This window comes from Thiorhodovibrio winogradskyi (genome assembly GCF_036208045.1).
Lineage (GTDB): Bacteria > Pseudomonadota > Gammaproteobacteria > Chromatiales > Chromatiaceae > Thiorhodovibrio > Thiorhodovibrio winogradskyi.
Map to the genome: position 1 here is coordinate 860,001 of NZ_CP121472.1, position 20,370 is coordinate 880,370.

The following is a 20,370-nucleotide window of genomic DNA, read 5'->3' on the forward strand; positions in this document are numbered from 1 at the left end:
CGTAAGGCATACGTCAGCAGCGCGGGCTGTTGGTGTATGCGCAAGCGTCAGCAATCATAGAGCCCTGAGACAGGCACTGCCATTAGCAGGACAAAAAAAGTCTTTGGGGTTATATGGTCAAGTGACAAAGCGCAGACGGTGGATGCCTAGGCGGTCGGAGGCGATGAAGGACGTAGTAGCCTGCGAAAAGCCTCGGGGAGCTGGCAAACAAGCTTTGATCCGGGGATATCCGAATGGGGAAACCCACCTGTCGCAAGGCAGGTATCTTGGACTGAATACATAGGTTCAAGAGGCGAACCTGGGGAACTGAAACATCTAAGTACCCAGAGGAAAAGAAATCAACCGAGATTCCCTCAGTAGCGGCGAGCGAACGGGGAACAGCCCTTAAGCGATAGGGCGGCTAATGGAATGGTCTGGAAAGGCCAGCGAAACAGGGTGAAAGCCCCGTACATGAAAGCCAACTATCGTGAAATCGAGTAAGGCGGGACACGTGAAATCCTGTCTGAACATGGGGGGACCATCCTCCAAGGCTAAATACTCCCGACCGACCGATAGTGAACCAGTACCGTGAGGGAAAGGCGAAAAGAACCCCCGTGAGGGGAGTGAAATAGAACCTGAAACCGTCTGCGTACAAGCAGTCGGAGCCTGTCATTAGACGGGTGACGGCGTACCTTTTGTATAATGGGTCAGCGACTTACATCTCAGTAGCAAGCTTAACCGGATAGGGGAGGCGTAGCGAAAGCGAGTCTTAAACGGGCGTCATAGTTGCTGGGAGTAGACCCGAAACCGGGCGATCTACCCATGGCCAGGGTGAAGATGCGGTAACACGCGTTGGAGGCCCGAACCGGGATCTGTTGAAAAAGATTCGGATGAGCTGTGGGTCGGAGTGAAAGGCTAATCAAGCCCGGAGATAGCTGGTTCTCCCCGAAAGCTATTTAGGTAGCGCCTCGTGTCTCACTGCTGGGGGTAGAGCACTGTTTCGGCTAGGGGGCCATCCCGGCTTACCAAACCGATGCAAACTCCGAATACCGGCAAGTGCAATCACGGGAGACAGACGGCGGGTGCTAACGTCCGTCGTCAAGAGGGAAACAACCCAGACCGCCAGCTAAGGTCCCAAAATCATGGCTCAGTGGGAAACGATGTGGGAAGGCCCAGACAGCCAGGAGGTTGGCTTAGAAGCAGCCATCCTTTAAAGAAAGCGTAATAGCTCACTGGTCAAGTCGGCCTGCGCGGAAGATGTAACGGGGCTTAAGCCATGTACCGAAGCTGCGGATGCGAGCTTGCTCGCATGGTAGGGGAGCGTTCCGTAAGCCGTTGAAGGTGTGTTGTCAAGCATGCTGGAGGTATCGGAAGTGCGAATGCTGACATGAGTAACGATAAAGGGGGTGAAAAGCCCCCTCGCCGAAAGCCCAAGGTTTCCTGCGCAACGTTCATCGGCGCAGGGTGAGTCGGCCCCTAAGGCGAGGCCGAAAGGCGTAGTCGATGGGAAGCCGGTTAATATTCCGGCACCAAGTATCACTGCGATGGGGGGACGAAGAAGGCTAGGTCATCCAGGCGACGGTTGTCCTGGTTCAAGCGAGTAGGGAGATCCTTTAGGCAAATCCGGAGGGTCAATCCTGAGACGTGATGACGAGTCTCCACGGAGACGAAGTGATTGATGCCCCGCTTCCAAGAAAAGCCTCTAAGCATCAGGTGATAGTTGACCGTACCCGAAACCGACACAGGTGGGCAGGGTGAGAATCCCAAGGCGCTTGAGAGAACTCTGGTGAAGGAACTAGGCAAAATGGTACCGTAACTTCGGGAGAAGGTACGCCCCTGGTAAGTGAAGTGGCTTGCCTGCGGAGCTGACGGGGGTTGCAGAGACCAGGCCGCTGCGACTGTTTACTAAAAACACAGCACTCTGCAAACGCGCAAGCGGACGTATAGGGTGTGACGCCTGCCCGGTGCCGGAAGGTTAATTGATGGCGTTATCCTCGGAGAAGCGCTTGATCGAAGCCCCGGTAAACGGCGGCCGTAACTATAACGGTCCTAAGGTAGCGAAATTCCTTGTCGGGTAAGTTCCGACCTGCACGAATGGCGTAACGATGGCGGCACTGTCTCCACCAGAGACTCAGTGAAATTGAACTCTCGGTCAAGATGCCGAGTACCCGCGGCTAGACGGAAAGACCCCGTGAACCTTTACTACAGCTTTGCACGGGACTTTGAATCGACTTGTGTAGGATAGGTGGGAGGCTTTGAAGCAGGAACGCCAGTTTTTGTGGAGCCACCCTTGAAATACCACCCTGGTCTATTTGGAGTTCTAACCTCGGTCCGTGATCCGGATCAGGGACAGTGCATGGTGGGTAGTTTGACTGGGGCGGTCTCCTCCCAAAGAGTAACGGAGGAGCACGAAGGTACCCTCAGCGCGGTCGGAAATCGCGCATTGAGTGCAAAGGCATAAGGGTGCTTGACTGCGAGACGGACAGGTCGAGCAGGTAGGAAACTAGGTCTTAGTGATCCGGTGGTTCTGAATGGAAGGGCCATCGCTCAACGGATAAAAGGTACTCCGGGGATAACAGGCTGATACCGCCCAAGAGTTCATATCGACGGCGGTGTTTGGCACCTCGATGTCGGCTCATCACATCCTGGGGCTGAAGTCGGTCCCAAGGGTATGGCTGTTCGCCATTTAAAGTGGTACGCGAGCTGGGTTTAGAACGTCGTGAGACAGTTCGGTCCCTATCTGCCGTGGGCGTTGGAGATTTGAGGGAAGCTGCTCCTAGTACGAGAGGACCGGAGTGGACGAACCTCTGGTGTTCCGGTTGTCACGCCAGTGGCATTGCCGGGTAGCTATGTTCGGACGGGATAACCGCTGAAAGCATCTAAGCGGGAAGCCCCTCCCAAGATAAGATCTCCCTGGACCCTTGAGGTCCCTAAAGGTCCGTTGAAGACCACAACGTTGATAGGCGGGATGTGGAAGCGCAGTAATGTGTGAAGCTAACCCGTACTAATTGACCGTGCGGCTTGACCATATAACGCCCAAAGACTTTGAGCGTGTAGCGTGCTTGCGACTCCTTGCGATCTTACCGAATCAGACGGCTCAGTGCGCGCTCATGACGCACGAAGCCAACCCTTTTTCCTGGCGGCATTAGAGCACTGGAACCACCTGATCCCATCCCGAACTCAGAAGTGAAACGGTGTATCGCCGATGATAGTGTGGGGTCTCCCCATGCGAAAGTAGGTCACCGCCAGGGCTTTATCTACAGACCCCAGGAAGAGTATTCTCCCTGGGGTTTTTTTTATCTAAAAAAATAGATTAACGCAGGGGTTTAATTGCTGCCAATGGATTTTGTTGACCTAAAAACCCAATACCTTCGCCTCCATGACTCGATCAATTCGGGAGTTCAAGGTGTACTTCTGCATGGACAATACGTAATGGGCCCCGAGGTCTCTGCGCTGGAGCAGAGACTTGCTGATTTTGTGGAAGTTTCGCATTGTGTCTCTGTTTCTAGCGGGACTGATGCATTGCTGGCGGCGATGATGGCACTGGGGGTTGGGCCGGGGGATGAGGTGATCACCACGCCTTTTACCTTCGTTGCGACCGCGGAGAGTATCGCGCTTCTTGGGGCGGTACCGGTTTTTGTTGACATCGATCCTGTGTCTTACAACATATCTCCGGATGGAATTTCAGCGGCTATCACCAAGCGGACCCGCGCCATTATGCCGGTGTCGCTCTATGGGCAATGTTATGCTGTCGATGAGGTGCGCACTATTGCGGGCGAAGCTGAGGTACCGGTCATCGAGGATGGTGCGCAAAGTTTTGGTGCGGCTAGTCGTGGACGTCGTTCCTGCGGCTTGAGTGAAATTGGTTGCACATCCTTCTTTCCTTCCAAACCCTTGGGGTGTTACGGCGATGGCGGAGCCTGTTTTACCTCTGATGCGGACTTAGCCCAGGCATTGAGGCAAATCCGCAATCACGGGCAAGATCGGCGCTATCACCATCCACTGCTGGGTCTCAACGCCCGGCTCGATACCTTGCAAGCGGCGATTTTGCTTGCGAAACTTGATGGCTTTGAAGCAGAAATCCAAGCTCGGGCGGCTATTGGTCAGCGCTATACCGATGAGTTCGAGCGTGCAGGCGCGGCATTGACAAGGGATGCGGAGGTGGGATTGCTGGTTCCTTTTATTCCGGATGATCAGCTTTCAGTCTATGCGCAATATACCATTCAGGTCGACGACCGGGATGGGGTGATTGAAGCCCTGCGACACGAGGGCATCCCCAGTGCCGTGCATTATCCGATTCCGCTCAATGAACAACCTGCTTTTGACAATTACCCAGCTGCGCAGGATCTGACAGTCTCTCGCCGCGTATCTCGCCGCGTTTTGAGTTTACCAATGCACCCTTATCTTAGTGAGGAGGATCAGGATCGAATCGTCAACACTGTGCTTGCTGCCTGCTCCTAAACTGGCAGATTGGTTTCTATTTCATCTTTTACTGCCCAAGCCGGGAAGGTTTCAATTTTCCACACGTCACTTGGATGATCACTAATGCCTGAATATCGCTCTCGAACCACAACCCAGGGTCGCAATATGGCAGGTGCTCGCGCGCTGTGGCGGGCCACCGGGATGAAGGACGGGGATTTCGATAAGCCGATTATCGCTGTCGCCAATTCGTTTACACAATTCGTCCCGGGGCATGTGCACTTGAAAGATATGGGGCAATTGGTCGCTGCCGAGATTGAACGCGCCGGTGGCGTGGCAAAGGAATTCAATACAATTGCCGTCGATGATGGCATCGCCATGGGGCATGGCGGCATGCTCTACTCCTTGCCCTCGCGCGATTTGATCGCAGATTCGGTGGAATTCATGGTCAATGCGCATTGCGCAGACGCTTTAGTGTGTATTTCAAACTGCGATAAAATAACTCCCGGAATGCTAATGGCTGCCCTGCGGCTGAATATTCCAACTGTCTTCGTGTCAGGGGGGCCGATGGAGGCAGGCAAGGTCATCCGAGGCGAACAGGAAGAGCATCTCGATCTGGTTGACGCCATGGTTGCGGCAGCCGATCCCAATCGCACCGATGCCGAGGTTGCTGAGTACGAGCGCTCCGCTTGTCCCACCTGCGGCTCCTGCTCGGGCATGTTCACGGCGAACTCTATGAACTGCCTGACTGAAGCTCTAGGGCTTAGCTTGCCTGGCAATGGATCGCTGCTTGCCACGCACCAGGCGCGGCGGGATTTGTTCTTGGAGGGAGCGCGGCTAGTGGTTTCCCTTGCCCGACGCTGGTATGAGGAAGAGGATGCCAGCGTCCTGCCGCGGTCGATCGCGACCTTCGAGGCATTCGAGAATGCCATGTCGCTTGATATTGCGATGGGCGGTTCGACGAACACCGTGCTGCATTTGCTCGCGGCCGCTTTCGAGGCCGGTGTGCCTTTTTCGATGAGTGATATTGACCGTCTCAGCCGCAAAGTTCCAAACTTATGCAAAGTGGCGCCGGCGGCGGCTCAATATCATATGGAGGACGTGCACCGGGCTGGCGGGGTCATCGGCATTCTGGGCGAACTTGACCGAGCAGGCTTGATCCACCGGCAAGTGCCCACGGTTCATAGTCTGTCGGTTGCCCAGGCGCTTGAGCAGTGGGATGTGATGCGTAGCGGTGCCGAGGCTGTGGTGCAGCGGTATCTGGCCGCGCCAGGCGGGGTGCCAACCCAGGAGGCCTTCAGCCAAAATGAACATTGGCCAACTCTGGACTTGGATCGGGACCAGGGATGTATCCGACGATTAGAGTCCGCCTACAGTCGCGATGGCGGTTTGGCTGTGCTCTATGGCAATCTCGCCAAGGAAGGCTGTATCGTCAAAACTGCCGGCGTCGATGCCTCGATTTTGCGCTTTAGGGGCAATGCGCGAGTGTTTGAAAGTCAGGAAGATGCTGTGCAAGGTATACTGTTGGAACGCGTGACCCAGGGTGATGTCGTGATCATCCGCTATGAAGGTCCCAAGGGCGGTCCAGGCATGCAGGAAATGCTATATCCCACCAGCTATCTAAAGTCCAAGGGCCTTGGAAAATTCTGCGCGCTGATCACCGATGGGCGTTTTTCTGGTGGCACCTCAGGATTGTCCATCGGTCATGTGTCGCCGGAAGCGGCCGAGGGTGGCATGATCGGCTTGGTTGAAGAGGGTGATCTGATCGAAATCGACATTCCGGCCCGGCGTATTCATCTGGATGTCCCTGAGCAGACTTTGGCCGAGCGCCTAGCACGGATGAATGCTCGTGCGGATCAGGCATGGAAGCCAGCAAAGCGCCAGCGTCCCATCACGACAGCCTTGCGTGCCTATGCGGCGCTGACAACCAGTGCCGCGCATGGAGCGGTGAGGGATCTGTCTCAGCTTGGAAGCCTTTGATAGCTAGAACAGGTCGCGTGATCCGCGGCGGCGGCCAAAGCCGACTCCGGCGAGAAGAAGTCCCAACAGCAGTCCACCACCGGCGACACCGGCGCCTGTTAGGAACCAGCGCCGGTCGTCCCCGCTACGCAGATTGAGGTTTTCCTGCTCAAGCTCGCCAACAGTTCGGGTGAGCTTGGCGACATCCTCCTGCAACTGGTTGCGTTCTTCGTTGATGCGAACAATATTCGCCGATGTGTGCTCAAGTTCCGCCAGCCTTTCTTCAAGCTCAAAATTGCGCTGCGAAATGACTTCGTGTTCCTGTTTCAGGCTCTCATGTGCTTCTTTTGTTTGGCTGAGTTGGGCCGCGAGCTGATTGGGCTCCTGCTGCAATTGTTCAAGTGTTTCGCGCATCTCGGCAAGTTCTGAACGCGCAGCGGGATTGTCCTGAAGATAGCGTGTTAGCACGAAGCCCATGGTTCCATCTTGGGTGCGCACGCGCGAGTATCCGGTCTTTTGATCTCGGTTTAGCACGTCGACCTGCGTGCCGCTTGGCAGTATCCGTACGATCTTATGTCCGGTGCTTTCCCCAGCGCGCAGGTTGAATTCGCCTTCATCGGTGATATAAGCCGTTTCAGCCGCGGCAATTAGGGTTGCAGCCAAGAGTACAGCCGCGAGCAGTGCTTGATAGGGTCTAAGAGTTCGTCGGGGGCGGCGAGACTCATGATTAATAATTTGAACTCTGGTGAGCATGGTGGATTAAGACTCCAGTCAAACCTGGACCGGTGGCGGACCGACCAGCAGAAATTCCAAGAGCGCTTTCTGGGCATGCAGCCGGTTCTCAGCCTCGTCCCAGACCACGGACTGGGGCCCGTCAATGACCTCCGCGCTGACCTCCTCACCGCGGTGCGCGGGCAGGCAGTGCATGAATAGAGCATCCGGTCTGGCCCGCGAGAGTAGTGCGCGATCAATGCAAAAGCCAGCAAATGCTTGGCGGCGCTCGTGTTCCTGTTCTTCCTGCCCCATGCTTGACCAGACATCGGTGACGACCAGATCAGCCCCGGTGAGGGCCGTCGCCGGGCTGTCAGAAAGATGGCAGCGCGCGGCGTTGTCGGCGAGCAAGTCGTGATCGGGCTCAAAACCACGGGGGCAGGCAATATGCAGATCGAAGTCGAACAGCCGAGCGGCGTTGATATAGGAGTTGCACATGTTGTTCCCATCGCCAACGTAGGCGACTCGCCGTCCGCGAATCGATCCACGATGCTCATGATAGGTCAGAATGTCAGCCAGTAACTGGCAGGGATGAAACCGGTCCGTCAGACCATTGATGACGGGTACCTTTGAGTGTTGGGCAAAGATCTCGATGGTGTCCTGCGCAAAGGTGCGAATCATGATGGCATCGACCATGCGTGAGAGCACGCGGGCACTGTCAGGAATGGGCTCACCACGCCCCAGTTGGGTATCGCGTGGCGACAGGAAGAGCGCGTGTCCACCTAGTTGCGCCATGCCAACCTCGAAAGACACTCGTGTGCGCGTCGAGGATTTTTCAAACACCATGGCCAGTGTGCGTCTTTTCAGTGGCAGATAATCGATGCCCTCGCGTTGCAGGCGTTTGAGCGCCCGAGCACGATCAATAAGTGCCTGTGCTTCATCGGTAGAGAGATCAAGCAGGGTCAAAAAATGCCGCAATGGACGGGCTTGTGGTTGTCCCATGGCGTTACTCCGCGGCCTCGGTCGGTGCATCGGCGAGAAAACCGCGAATGAGGCTTGTCAGGCCGTCCGTCAGCAGGGCGATTTGTTCGTCGTCGATGATGAGTGGTGGCAGCAGTCGCACGACCCGCCCGGCGGTGACATTGATCAACAACCCTTGATCGAGCGCTTGCTGGGTGAGTTGCATGCAGTCGCGCTCGAGCTCAATGCCAATCATGAGTCCGAGTCCGCGAACCTCACGCACGCCGGGCAGATCGCCGAGCGCCAGGCGCAGCTGCTCTAGTAGCGCCTGGCCCTGGCGTGTGGCCTGAGCAGGCAGGTTGTCCTGCTCCAGGGTTCGCAGTACAGCCAAGGCAGCGCTGCAGGCAAGGGGATTGCCACCAAAGGTGGAGCCGTGACTGCCTGGCCCCAGGATCTCTGCCGCCTCTCCTTGCGCCAAGCAGGCGCCGATGGGGACCCCGTTGGCTAGCCCCTTGGCTAGGGTTAGGACGTCGGGCAGGATGTCGGCATGCTGGAAGGCAAAGAGCCGTCCAGTGCGTCCCATGCCAGTCTGGATTTCATCAAGCATTAGCAGCCAGTCATGCTGATCACAGAGCTCGCGCAGACCGCGGAGGTAATTCGCCGCCGGCAGGATGACGCCGCCCTCTCCTAGGATGGGCTCGACAAGCACGGCAACGATGCTGGCCCGGCTGGCGGCGACCTTGTCGATCGCATCAATGTCGTTGTAAGGCACGCGCGCAAAGCCAGGCACCAGGGGCTCGAAACCAGCTTGAGCCTTGCGGTTGCCGGTGGCTGTCAGGGTTGCCAGGGTGCGACCATGAAAACTTGATTCCATCACCAGAATGATGGGGTCTTTGATGCCCCGTTGATGCGCGCGCAGCCGGGCGAGCTTGATCGCGGCTTCATTGGCCTCCGCCCCTGAGTTGCCGAAAAAGACCCGTTCCATGCCGGCAAGCCGGGTCAGGCGGTCGCCGAGTTGCTGTTGGGCCGCAATGTGGTAAAGATTGGATGTATGCACCAGCCGCCCGGCCTGCTCACACAGAGCCGCTGTGACACCTGGGTGCGCATGCCCGAGGCCGCACACCGCGATGCCGGAGATCGCATCCAGGTAGCGGCGATTCTCGGCATCCCATAGCCAGACACCTTGGCCGCGTGCGAAGGTGACCGGCAACCGGGAATAGGTCGACATCAGGGATTGGCCCATAGGGTGTCAGGGACTCTTGCAAAGATTTGGATGGGCCGTGCGTTTGTGCATGACAGAAACAACAAGGCGGTCTTGCGCGGCAGCGCCGAGACCGCCAGTTTAAAGTATCCTGTGCCAAACGGACGAAAACCCTTAATATATCAGCGTGCGGTACAAGCTCACAACTCACACATTGTTTTTTAGGAAAATAGGTATTCCATGACGGCTTCGGTTCCCGTTGGTCGCGGTGGCGCGGCTATTCTCTTTGACGTGCTCAATGATCTCAATGTTGAGTTCATTTTTGGTCACACTGGCGGGGCTGTGATCCCATTACATGTCGAGCTGAACAAACGCATGCGTCGTGGCGAGCGGGTGCCGCGTTTCATTCTTTGTCGCCAAGAGGGTGGGGCAGGGCATGCCGCCGAGGGTTATGCGCGCGCGAGCGGTCGAGTGGGCGTCGCGCTGGCCACCTCGGGGCCAGGCGCGACCAATCTGGCGACTCCCATTGCCGATGCCTACAAGGACTCGGTGCCCACCGTTTTTATCACCGGGCAGGTTTCGAGCGCGGCCATTGGCAGTGATGCCTTTCAGGAGGTGGATACCTTGGGCATGACGCGCCCCATCTCCAAACACAACTACCTCGTCAAGACGGTGGCTGACCTCGAGTGGACGCTGCGCGAGGCCTTTGTGCTGGCTGGTACGGGTCGTCCGGGGCCGGTGGTGGTCGATATTTGCAAGGATGCGCAAATGGCCCTGCTTGATCAGCCCAATCCGCCGCGCGTGCGCCATCGCGAGTCGCTGCCCTTCGATCCCGCCGCGGCTGATCGTATTCTTGCCGCTCTGGCCGCCGCCGAACGCCCGGTGATCAAGGCCGGCGGGGGGGTCATTCATGCTGGTGTTTCCGATGCTTTGCGGCAATTTGTCGAGTGCTTCGATACTCCGGTCACCACGACCTTCAATGCCCTAGGCGCGGTACCCATGGACAGGTCTCATGCCCTTGGCATGCCCGGTATGCATGGCAGTATTCCGGCGAACTACGCCCTGCGCGAGGCGGATTTTATCCTCACGCTCGGTGGTCGCTTCGATGATCGGGTCGCGGTCAAAGGCTTTGCCGATGGCAAGCGCATTGCCCATGTGGATATAGACCCCTCCGAGATTGACAAGACCATCAAGACGGATTTGTCGCTGGTGGCATCGCTTGAGAGGTTTTTTGACCATGCGCTCGCTAGTGGCATGCAGGCGCGGCATGCGCATTGGATGGCGCGCATTGGTGAGTGGCGCAAACAGATGCCCTTACCCTACGCGGAGGGAGATTACATCAAGCCGCAGGCGGTCATCGAGATACTCTCGGAGCTGACCGCCGGTGATGCCACCCTGGTCACGGGCGTGGGCCAGCATCAAATGTGGGCAGCCCAGTACTATGGCTTTCGGCGACCGCGCCAGTGGATCAGTTCTGGCGGGCTAGGCACCATGGGCTTTGGTTTGCCGGCGGCCATTGGTGCCTGGTTCGCCAATCCCAAGCAACCTGTGGTGCTGGTCGATGGTGACGGCAGTTTTCAAATGAACATCCAGGAGCTGGCTACCGTTGTTGCGCACCGTATTCCGATCAAGGTCTTTGTGCTCAATAACAGCTTTCTCGGCATGGTGCGCCAGTGGGAGGACATGATGGACGGTGGCCATCACTACGAAACCTGCTTGGCTCGCAACGAGGATTGCGAGCCCGACTGCATGACCATTGATCAGACCTGCCGGCGACAAGTCCCGAACCTGACTGGTCTAAGTCATGTTTACCCCGGCCTGAAAACGCATCGTATTCGCGGCCCCCTTGGTCTGCGCGAAAGCATTCGCGAGGCGCTGGACCAAGATGGCAGCGTCTTGGTGGATGTGTGGATCGACAAGGCCGAGGATGTGCTGCCCATGGTGCCGCCGGGCAAGAAGCTCGATGCTATGATCGCCTCTAGCGCCTAGCGAAACAGGATTTTCGCGGCTGTTCGGGCTGAAGAATCTATGCCAGAATTAGCCAAGGACGGGCTTGACTTACGCGTCGAATCTGTCGGCGGGCGCGCTTCCACGTCGGGCGGCCAGTTTCCTACGACCTGATCCAGAAAACATCTGAATCAAACAAAACTTGATCCAACAAAAAAGTCGTCTTCCTGGTTTTTAGCCGCCATCGCCCATAACCAGTGAAAAGTCGATAGCATTGCCACCAAGTCGCCGGAGGATTCAGCGATGATCGTCTTCTCTCAACTGCATGCGCAGAACCATAAAATCACGGAACTATCCAACATTTTTCTGTATCTGGTGAAAAATCGCGAAATGTGCGATACAGAAACCGCTTGTGATGTGTTTTTTGAGTACTCGGCCAAGGTCAAGGAGCATATCGAGTTGGTTGATCGGGAAATCTGCGGCCGCCTGATCTCCTACCCGGATCAGTCTGTGAAGAATACGGCCAACCGGTTTTTGTCCGGATCTACCGAGATCAAGCGAATTTTCAACCAGTACCTGAAGGAATGGTGCTCGGAGCCACAGCGGCGCTTGCATATTCGCGACCATGAGCACTTTCTGAGCGAGACCGAGCAGATGTTCGGCCTGGTGCTTGATCGCATTCAACGCGAGACTGAGCACCTTTATCCGCTCATTCGCAAGCTCGAAGAGCATGAAGCGGAAGCTGCCTGAACTGATTTGAAACTGGCTTGAAACTGGCTTGACTTGAACCGGCAGCGCGGGGAGCGCAGGCCGGTTCCCAAGTCGGTGAGGCTATCCCTGGTGCGCCGCCAGTCGGCGCTCGAAATGGCTGAGCAGCCGCGAGCGCAGGTTTTTTTCCTTGTGCTTGGCCGCCGCGGCCAGGCGCTTTTCGGCTACTTGAATGAGCAGCTCCTGCGCGCCCTTGGTATTTTCATCGGCCGGTTGTCGCTGCACGTAGGTGCCGTCCGGCTGCATGTCCCAGGCCGAGCGGGTGTCGGCGAGTTGCACGTCGAGAATGAGTCGCAGCTCTTGGCGTAATTCCGGGTTTTCGACCGGAGCATGAACTTCCACCCGCGCTTCCAGATTGCGCCGCATCATGTCGGCTGACCCAAAGAAATACTCCTCTTCTCCACCATTGCGGAAGTACAGTATCCGTGCATGCTCCAAAAAGCGCCCTACGATGCTGACCACCCTTGCGGTCTCAGACAGACCCGGCACGCCTGGGCGAAAGCGGCAGGTGTCGCGCACAATGAGATCCACCTTTACGCCAGCGCGACTGGCTTTGTAGAGTGAGCGGGTAATATCCGAGTCCTCGAGCGCATTCATTTTCATCTGAATGAGCCCGCCGCCGTCGCGCTGGTGATGCTCAATCTCGCGCTGAATGCGGCTGAGGATGCCCGGTTTGAGGGTGTAGGGCGCGGCGAGAATTTTCCGGTAACTTGGCGGTGGGGAATAGCCGGTCAAATAATTAAACAGTTCGGTGAGATCCTGGGCGATGTCTTCGTCGCAGCCGAGCATGCCAAGGTCGGTATAGAGCTTGGCGGTGCCGGAATGATAATTCCCGGTGCCGATGTGATAGTAACGGCGTAGTTGCGAGTAATCCCGTCGCACCACGAAAATTAGCTTGCTGTGGGTTTTCAGGCCCATCACTCCATAGGTGACGTGAATCCCCTCTGACTCCAGTCGGCGCGCCCAGCCGATGTTGGCCGCCTCATCGAAGCGCGCCTTGAGTTCCACCAGTACCGCCACCTGCTTGCCGTTGCGAGCTGCCTCGATGAGTGCGTCCAGAATGGCGCCGGCCGAGGTGCGATAGAGCGTCATCTTGATTGCCAGCACTTTGGGGTCCTTGGCGGCCGTTGACAGAAATCGCTCCACCGTGGTGGAGAACGACTCATAGGGGTGCTGCAGTAGCAGCGGCCCGTTCTCGCGAATGACATGAAAGATGTTGCGCCTGTCATTGGCCAGCAAGGGATGATCGCCGGGACGATGGGTTTTGTCATGCAGTTCGGGCCGACTCAGTCCCGCCAGCTCAAACAAATCGCGCTTGGCAATCATACCGGCGACTTCATACACATCTTCTGCCTCGTTCAGGCCAAGCTCCGCTGCCAGCATGCCGCGATGCACAGGGTCCATGCCGGCCTGTACTTCCAGACGCACAATGGGCGCGAAGTGGCGCTCGCGCAGCTCGGTCTCGATCATTTCCAGCAGGTCGTTGGCCGCTTCGGCTTCTGGCTCGACAATGGCATTGCGGGTGACGCGGAACAGCTCACAGCTTTCGATTTCCATGCCGGGAAAGAGCATGTCGAGGTTGTTCGCGATCAAGTCATCCAGGGTGACAAAGGTATTGACATCATCGACCTGAATCAGCCGCTTGGACACATCCTTGCTGACCGGTACCTTGATGCGCGCCATGTAGGTCTCGTTACCGCCGGGGAAGCGCAGTCGCACCAGCAGGTTGAGCGCCAGGTTGGAGATGAAGGGGAAAGGATGGGTTGGGTCCATCGCCAGGGGCGTGATCATGGGGAAAATGTTGGTGCGGAAGTGCTCACGCAGGCGTTGGCGCGCATCCTCGGGTAGCTCGCTGATGCCAACCAGGCGAATATCCTGGGCTGTCAGCTCTTCGATCAGGCTGTTGAATAGCCGCATCTGATCGTCCTGAATCTGGGCGATCATCTCGCGGCATTCCGCCAGTTGTTGCTCTGGCGTGCGCCCGTCGATGGTGCGCGAATGCACCCCGGCGGCAAGCTGCTGCTTGAGCCCGCCGATGCGCTTCATGAAAAACTCATCGAGGTTGTTGCTGACGATGGCCAGAAACTTCACCCGCTCCAGCAGCGGCGTGCGCGGGTCTTGGCCCTCGTGCAGTACCCGTTGGTTAAAGGCCAGCCAGGTCAGCTCCCGGTTTAAGTAGAGTGCCGGGTCATCAAGGTCGATTTCCTCGGGAGGTGGGAGCGCCTGGGCGGGACCGGTGTCGGATTTGGATTCAGATGTCGATGGGGCGAAATCCTCATCCGCAGATGCGGATGCGGCAACAGGTTCAAGAGGCGCATCCTCGGTCTCCTTAAGGGCCAGATCCCCATCAAGGGTATCCTGATCAAAGGCGTCCCCATCGAGAGACCCTGTGCCGAGTTCCTCTGGATCGCCCGGCTCCGACTCCTTGGCGTGTGGGGCATTGGATTCGGGTTCCATCGCACGTGGGGAGACGGAATCCTGGGCATCGGTGGTATCAGTGAAAGTCATGGGCGTGTCCTGATCAGCAGTGTGGAACAGCGACGGGGCTGGCATCCGGCCGGGATAAACGCGTTATGCTAGCAGCCTTTCGCCTCACTTGTGTTGCTAGAAGTTGACTGAATGACCATGGCCTTTGAAGAGGATGTGCGCGACCGCCTGTTTGCAAGCATGGAGGTGGTGCCCGGAGATTTTACTTTTGATGATTCAGTCGCGCGGGTGTTTTCCGACATGATCTGTCGTTCCGTGCCCTGTTATCGCGATCTGGTGCAACTGATGGCCGTTCTGGCTGGGCGTTTTCTGCACTCTGGCGCCATTTGCTTCGACCTCGGTTGCTCCCTTGGCGCCGTGAGCGCGGCGCTGCTCGGGCAGTATTCGCACCTGGGACTGAGCGTCATAGCGGTGGATAATTCCGAAGCCATGATCGATCGTTTGAGGCAGCGCCTGGCCGGGGAAATTGAAGGCGGGCAGCTGCAAGTGCGCTGTGAAGATCTGACGGAGGTCGACACCAGCGGCGCCAGCCTGCTGGTGCTCAATCTAACGCTGCAATTCATCGCCCCGGAGCAGCGGCTCGCGCTGCTGCGACGCCTGCGCGAGCGTCTGCAACCGGGCGGCGGCCTGCTGTTGGCCGAGAAAGTGCATAGCGCCAACCCCGATGCCGAACGCTTGCTTAGCGAGGCACATGCCGGGTTCAAGCGCGCCCATGGCTACTCCGAGCTTGAAATCAGCCGCAAGCGCACCGCGCTCGAACGCGTCATGCGCCTGGATACCGCCGAGATGCATGCCGAACGGCTGCGCGCCGCTGGATTCACCCAGGTGGTGCCCTGGTTTCAATGTCTCAACTTCATGGCCTGGGCGGCCTGGGTCTAAGTGGTCAGGCAGAACGAAGATGCTGTCGCCATCCTGGTCGACGCGATTGTCTTCGCCGACTTGGGATGCAGTGTTGCCGGCTTGGGGTGAAGTACTGTGGTTCAGAGTGTCGCGCAAATCATTTCAGCGCCTTTCGCGCCCTTTTTTGCCCACTGGCAGCAGAGCGGTGCGGCCGCCTGGCTGCCCAGGCTGCGCGCCCTGACGCAAGCGCGGCTGCAAGCGCCCCGGCATGGGGACTGGGCGCGGTGGATGTCGCTGCTTGCGCGGCTGCCGGACATTCAGGCCCATGAGCGCTCTTTTGCTCAGCCCTGCGTCGGGGTCACGTCGGCGCAGCCGCTGGATGCGCCAGCCCATGGCGAACTGCGCGCAGCGCTCATGGGCCTGCATCCCTGGCGCAAAGGTCCCTTCTGTCTGCATGGCGTCATGATTGATGCCGAATGGCGCTCTGATTGGAAGTGGGCGCGCGCCGCCCAAGCGCTCGGCGATCTTGACAATGCCATGGTGCTGGATCTCGGCTGCGGTAATGGCTACTACGGCTATCGCGCCCTCGGCGCTGGCGCGCGCCTGGTGCTGGGCATTGATCCTGGCCTGCGCTTCGTCGCCCAATTTCTCGCGGTCAATCACTTTCTGCGCAGCGACAGGCTTGCTGTGCTGCCCTTGGCCGATGAGGATCTGGCTGATCAAGCCGCGAGTGTGGATTTGCTACTATCCATGGGCGTGCTCTATCACCGCCGCGATCCTTTGCGGCACTTAAAGATTCTGCGGCCCTTGCTACAATCGGGCGGACGGCTGCTGCTGGAGACCCTAGTGCTGGATGTTTCCGGCGATGCGTTGCTGGAACCAACAGGGCGTTATGCGCAAATGCGAAATGTTTATGCCATTCCCAGTATGACGCGCTTGCAAGCCTGGCTGCGCGCGGCTGGATTCCGCCAAATCGAGCTTGTCGATCTGACGGTCACCACCAGTGCCGAGCAGCGCGGCACCGACTGGATGCGCTTTCAGTCCCTGGCCGATTTTCTCGATCCAACAGACCTAGGCCGCACCTGCGAGGGCTATCCCGCACCCGTGCGCGCCATGCTCATTGCACAGAGGGGGTAGCTCGCTTCATGCTCGGTATGTTACAACTCAGTGCCATCGCGGCCGGTGGAGCCCTTGGCGCCGTCGCGCGTTTTGCCCTTTCAAACGGTGTCTATCGTCTGCTTGGGCGCGACTTTCCATGGGGTACTTTGGCTGTCAACCTGAGTGGCTCACTGCTGATGGGCGTGCTCTTCGTGCTCTTTCTTGAACGCAGCCTGGTCTCGGCGGAATGGCGTGCGGCCATTCTCATCGGCTTTCTCGGTGCCTTCACCACCTTCTCCACCTTCTCGCTGGAAACGCTGACGCTGGTGGAACAGGGGGAGGTGCTGCGCGCTTTCCTGAACGTGGGCGCTAGCCTGCTGCTATGCCTTGGTGCCTGCTGGCTCGGCATGGTCGCGGCGCGGGCGCTATGATTGCCAGCTGGGGCTCGGAGCGGGCCTCGCGTGATGCCTGGAACCAAGGCGTCAGTTACGCGCGTCCAGCAGTAACTAGACTTCCAGGATGTAGGCCATGGTTTTATAGAAGAATTCCATCCACTGCTCCTCGTTTTGAAAATGCACATACTGCGCACGGCCGCTGTGCGGCTCGCGTGCGGAGCTGTAGCACAGGGTTCCGTCAGTCGAGAGGTCAACGGAAAAGCTGCGGAAGCCGCCTGGAACCATGAGCTTGATGCCATGCGGAAAGCGCGGGTCGCCGAGGATTTCAGCCACCAGGCCGCCCAGGCGGTCGTTGCGGCGGTCAAAGTCGTTCGGCCAGATCTGCTTGAGCAGGTCAATTTTGACAAATTCGTTCTGGATATCGCGAAAGGCGGTCATTAGCGGCTCGGCCGCCTTGGCGCGCATGGCGGCCGTGGAGTCCTTCGACTCCTTTTGCAGCATTTGTGATTCGCCGCTTTGACCAGCTTTTTGGCGAATTTTGCTCAGAGTGTCGTTCATCCTTTAAGCTCCGGCGGGACGATGGGGCGGCTGGCGGTGAGCGCCTGACCTGGCGCCGCGCCAGGCTGATAGATGTCGCTTGGGTCTTGTTGGCTGCAGTATAGCGCGAGCCTGGCCTGGCTGGAAAAGACTGCCTTAAGGAGTTCTGGAAGATGGCCCGGAGTCACTAGGGATTCACTGGCCTGGCCTCGATGGCGCGCGGCATGCCAAGCAATGTGCAGCCATCGGCGCTGATGCCGGTCAGTGTCAGGTGTGCGATGCGATTGGTCCAGTCATGGTGCCGTGGTCCAGGCGTCGCCGTGCTCTCGAGCCGCACTGGCAGATAATTGGGTGTGTAACCGCAGGGTGGTGCGCCGCCAGCTTTGGCCAGGCCGCTTTCGAACAGCACTGGCAGGGTGCGCCCAAGGTTTGCCTGCAATGTCGCTTTTTTCAGCTGCGCGGCAAGTTGGTTCAGTTCTCGGGTGCGGGCGCGCTTCACCTCGGCCGACACCTGCCCGTCCATTCCGGCGGCGCGGGTGCCGGGGCGTGGTGAGTAGGAAAAAATATGGACATGGCCGAAGCCGTTCTCGGTGACTGCGTTCAAGGTCTGTTCCCAGTCCGACTCGCTCTCCCCAGGAAAGCCAACGATGATGTCGGTTGTTGGGTTGAAGTCGGTGATGCCTTGGCGTGCCTGGGCAATGAGTGCGCGATAGGTGGCACTGTCGCAGCGTCGGCCCATGCGCTTGAGAATGCGATCAGAGCCACTTTGCAGCGGCAGATGCAGGTGGGGCGCCAGGCGCGGGTTCTCGAATAGGTGCCAGAAGCCTTCGCTCAGGCCCCAGGGCTCGATCGAGCCGAGGCGCAGACGGGGGATGTCGGTGTCCCGCAGCACGGCGGCGATCAGATCCTCAAGCCGGCAGCCCAGGTCAGCGCCATAGCCGGTGGCATGCACGCCGGTCAGCACGGCCTCCTGGATGCCCTCGGCGGCTGCCTCTTGGATCTCGGCGACAATGTCCGCCAGTGGCCGACTGCGTTCGGGACCACGGGCGATGGTGGTGACGCAGAAGGTACACTGGTGGCGGCAGCCATCCTGAATTTTCACAAAGGCCCGCTGGCGACCGCGCGCGAACAGTGGATTGGCCTGGCTGGTCTCGGCGGTGGCGGGCATGATCGGGAGCGCCAACTCGCGCGCGGCGATCTCGACCAGGCGGTCTTTGTCGGCATTGCCGATGAGCAGGTCGATGCCGCTGTGGTCAAGGCCTGTTGCTGCCAGGCCGGTTTCATCCAGCGCCGTGGCGCAGCCACTGACGATCAGGCGTGCGCGCGGATTTTGCCGCTGGACCCGGCGCAGCAGCTGGCGCGACTTGCGTACCGCCTCCTGGGTCACGGCGCAGGTGTTGACCACGACAAGATCAACGGGTTGCTCGAGCGCTCGGTCGGTGTCCTGACCGGAGGCGCCTGGGCTATGCCCCAGAGCCTGGAACTCCCGCGCCCAGCGCTGGATTTCGGCCTCGTTCAGCCGACAGCCGAGTGTTTCGAGTCGGATACGCACGCGATGATCGAGCGGAATGATTGAGCAGGTCGCGTTCAGCGTCGTGGCAGGATGATGACGACCTTGTCCTCTTTGTCGGTGCGCGTCATGGCGCCGGGATTGGCATCGGGCGGTACCCTCAGGTGGCGCTGGAAGCGACCACTCGAGAAGCTAAAACTGCGACGATAACCACGCCCGTTTTGGTCCTCCTGCTCAGAGCTGGTGTAGCTTTCTCGCACGCTGCTGATCAACAGGCCGCGCCCGCGTGGCACGATCTTGATATCCTCGGGTTTTTGGTTGGGATTCAGTCGGATGGTCAGCCGATAGCCCTCGTCGGTGATGTCCTGGATGAGTTCCGGCATCGGGCGCGCGCCCGCTCTTGATTGACCTGGCCTGGTATCAATAGAACCGGCATGACCGGATCTGGCATGAGTGGGTCCGTGAAAGCCGGGGCCGGCGTAAGGAGATCCCTGGCCGGGCCCGTAGCCGGACGGATAGCTGTAAGGATAGTTGGATTGGTAGTTTGGCGGAGTGACCATCCCGTGGGAGGACGGCAAGGGATAAGTGCCTGCTGTTCCGGCCATGCCCTGGGTGTGAACCGGTCCATTGACGCTTCCATAAGGGGTTCCATAAGGACTTCCATGACCGGGTCCATAACCAGACCCATAAGCCGGCCCGACAGGCGCTGGCTGGCTGGTCGGGAAGGTTGCCGCGCCCGACGGGGCATTGGCCGGCGTGGTTTGCGCCACACTGGTTCCGAAGATGGTGGCGAAGGGCAGGGCGCACAGCAGGCTGGCGGATAACAGGCGGGCCTTGGGCTGACGGGTGGGAAAGGTATTGGTGGTCATTGGCGGTATTTCCCCAAGTATGGGCGGAAGAGAGCGGCGGAGGCATCCCGGGGCTCCTGGGGAGCCGCTGGACAAAGGTTGATTATACCCGCGGCAGCCCGGCTAGGGGTGGCCCGGTTCCGGTGTCGAGCGGCCGAGATCACGCACCAGCACTCGCCCGTCGCGCTCAATCAGTCCAGCTTCGCGCAGCCAGTCACGGGCATCCTCGGCGTCCTGCTCGAACCAGGCCTGGGCGCTGCCTAAGCGAAAGGAATACCCCCAGGCGTCCATGTCGGCGAACAGTCGCGCGCGCGGCAGGTCGAGCAGTTGCTCGCCAATCAGGATTTGCAGCATGCAGACGGCGTTTTCCTCGGCGACCGTGCCACCGGCATCGGTGTGCAGGCGGGCGCGGCGGTCCTTGTCCATGCAGATGAAGTGACAAGCCTCGTGCAACAGGGAATGCACCGGCGTGTCGGGGCGCACCAGCAACTGCTGGCCGATCAGGCCGGCCTCGGGCGTGCCCCAGTAGGAACCCGGGATCTCGGCATCGGCCGGCAGTTCGCGCAGGCGCAAACCATAGTCGCCGAGCACCTGGTTGATCAGCGCTCGATCTGCCCCGCCGAAGCGCAGAACCTCGGGTACTGCGTTCGCCTCGGAAAGTGGCTTATTCGCTGGTGCGACGGCGCTTTCCGAAGTCATGTTCGCTGTGGT

15 protein-coding genes and 2 rRNA genes are annotated in these 20,370 nt (G+C 58.8%); 9 read left to right on the forward strand and 8 right to left on the reverse strand.

Translation table 11 applies throughout. The features are described 5' to 3' along the window. Window positions 1-115 precede the first annotated feature (115 nt). The 4 genes from Thiowin_RS03890 to ilvD all read left to right on the forward strand — a co-directional run bounded on the left by Thiowin_RS03890 (window position 116) and on the right by ilvD (window position 6,378). Window positions 116-3,008, forward strand: a 23S ribosomal RNA gene (locus tag Thiowin_RS03890). A 106-nt stretch (window positions 3,009-3,114) separates the two neighbouring features. Beyond that, window positions 3,115-3,230, forward strand: a 5S ribosomal RNA gene (gene rrf / locus Thiowin_RS03895). Window positions 3,231-3,318: 88 nt separating this feature from the next. Beyond that, complete coding sequence (locus Thiowin_RS03900) at window positions 3,319-4,440, forward strand: DegT/DnrJ/EryC1/StrS family aminotransferase (protein WP_328986421.1); 1,122 nt, start codon at window positions 3,319-3,321, stop codon at window positions 4,438-4,440. 84 nt (window positions 4,441-4,524) lie between these two features. Continuing rightward, entirely contained in the window at window positions 4,525-6,378 is a 1,854-nt protein-coding gene (gene ilvD / locus Thiowin_RS03905) for a dihydroxy-acid dehydratase (RefSeq protein WP_328986422.1), read from the forward strand. Between the two features lie 3 nt (window positions 6,379-6,381). Here the strand turns inward: ilvD and Thiowin_RS03910 are convergent, their stop codons facing one another. From Thiowin_RS03910 to Thiowin_RS03920, 3 genes are read right to left on the reverse strand one after another with little or no spacing between them, the layout of a single operon-like run. Then, window positions 6,382-7,110: a TIGR04211 family SH3 domain-containing protein gene (locus Thiowin_RS03910; protein ID WP_328986423.1), complete on the reverse strand. Its 729-nt coding sequence runs from the start codon at window positions 7,108-7,110 to the stop codon at window positions 6,382-6,384. Window positions 7,111-7,128: 18 nt separating this feature from the next. Beyond that, a complete protein-coding gene (gene argF, locus Thiowin_RS03915) occupies window positions 7,129-8,070 on the reverse strand; it encodes an ornithine carbamoyltransferase (protein WP_328986424.1) in 942 nt (313 codons plus the stop codon). 4 nt (window positions 8,071-8,074) lie between these two features. Continuing rightward, the gene (locus Thiowin_RS03920) at window positions 8,075-9,271 is read right to left on the reverse strand and encodes an aspartate aminotransferase family protein (protein ID WP_328986425.1); all 1,197 of its coding nucleotides are present in this window, start codon (window positions 9,269-9,271) and stop codon (window positions 8,075-8,077) included. A gap of 198 nt (window positions 9,272-9,469) precedes the next feature. Between Thiowin_RS03920 and ilvB the strand changes: the two genes are divergently transcribed. Then, window positions 9,470-11,218, forward strand: coding sequence for a biosynthetic-type acetolactate synthase large subunit (gene ilvB, locus Thiowin_RS03925; RefSeq protein ID WP_328986426.1), 1,749 nt, complete (start codon window positions 9,470-9,472; stop codon window positions 11,216-11,218). A gap of 261 nt (window positions 11,219-11,479) precedes the next feature. Continuing rightward, window positions 11,480-11,926, forward strand: a complete 447-nt coding sequence (locus Thiowin_RS03930) for a hypothetical protein (protein WP_328986427.1) — start codon at window positions 11,480-11,482, stop codon at window positions 11,924-11,926. Window positions 11,927-12,007: 81 nt separating this feature from the next. Here Thiowin_RS03930 and ppk1 read toward each other — a convergent pair whose 3' ends face one another. Then, window positions 12,008-14,452, reverse strand: coding sequence for a polyphosphate kinase 1 (gene ppk1 / locus Thiowin_RS03935; protein WP_328986428.1), 2,445 nt, complete (start codon window positions 14,450-14,452; stop codon window positions 12,008-12,010). 111 nt (window positions 14,453-14,563) lie between these two features. Here ppk1 and cmoA point away from each other — a divergent pair, with 111 nt between their 5' ends. From cmoA to crcB, 3 genes are all read left to right on the forward strand, one after another. Continuing rightward, window positions 14,564-15,310: a carboxy-S-adenosyl-L-methionine synthase CmoA gene (cmoA, locus tag Thiowin_RS03940; protein ID WP_328986429.1), complete on the forward strand. Its 747-nt coding sequence runs from the start codon at window positions 14,564-14,566 to the stop codon at window positions 15,308-15,310. A 96-nt stretch (window positions 15,311-15,406) separates the two neighbouring features. After that, entirely contained in the window at window positions 15,407-16,408 is a 1,002-nt protein-coding gene (gene cmoB / locus Thiowin_RS03945) for a tRNA 5-methoxyuridine(34)/uridine 5-oxyacetic acid(34) synthase CmoB (protein ID WP_328986430.1), read from the forward strand. 8 nt (window positions 16,409-16,416) lie between these two features. Next, the gene (gene crcB, locus Thiowin_RS03950) at window positions 16,417-16,800 is read left to right on the forward strand and encodes a fluoride efflux transporter CrcB (protein WP_328986431.1); all 384 of its coding nucleotides are present in this window, start codon (window positions 16,417-16,419) and stop codon (window positions 16,798-16,800) included. A 75-nt stretch (window positions 16,801-16,875) separates the two neighbouring features. On the opposite strand, the gene Thiowin_RS03955 is transcribed toward crcB, so the two are convergent. The 4 genes from Thiowin_RS03955 to Thiowin_RS03970 all read right to left on the reverse strand — a co-directional run bounded on the left by Thiowin_RS03955 (window position 16,876) and on the right by Thiowin_RS03970 (window position 20,358). After that, complete coding sequence (locus Thiowin_RS03955) at window positions 16,876-17,322, reverse strand: hypothetical protein (protein ID WP_328986432.1); 447 nt, start codon at window positions 17,320-17,322, stop codon at window positions 16,876-16,878. Window positions 17,323-17,488: 166 nt separating this feature from the next. Then, window positions 17,489-18,853 carry a MiaB/RimO family radical SAM methylthiotransferase gene (locus tag Thiowin_RS03960; protein ID WP_328986433.1) on the reverse strand — a complete coding sequence of 455 codons (1,365 nt, stop codon included), beginning with the start codon at window positions 18,851-18,853 and terminating at the stop codon, window positions 17,489-17,491. Between the two features lie 35 nt (window positions 18,854-18,888). Next, complete coding sequence (locus Thiowin_RS03965; protein ID WP_328986434.1) at window positions 18,889-19,680, reverse strand: Hsp20/alpha crystallin family protein; 792 nt, start codon at window positions 19,678-19,680, stop codon at window positions 18,889-18,891. Window positions 19,681-19,782: 102 nt separating this feature from the next. Continuing rightward, complete coding sequence (locus tag Thiowin_RS03970) at window positions 19,783-20,358, reverse strand: hypothetical protein (RefSeq protein ID WP_328986435.1); 576 nt, start codon at window positions 20,356-20,358, stop codon at window positions 19,783-19,785. Between the last annotated feature and the right edge of the window lie 12 nt (window positions 20,359-20,370).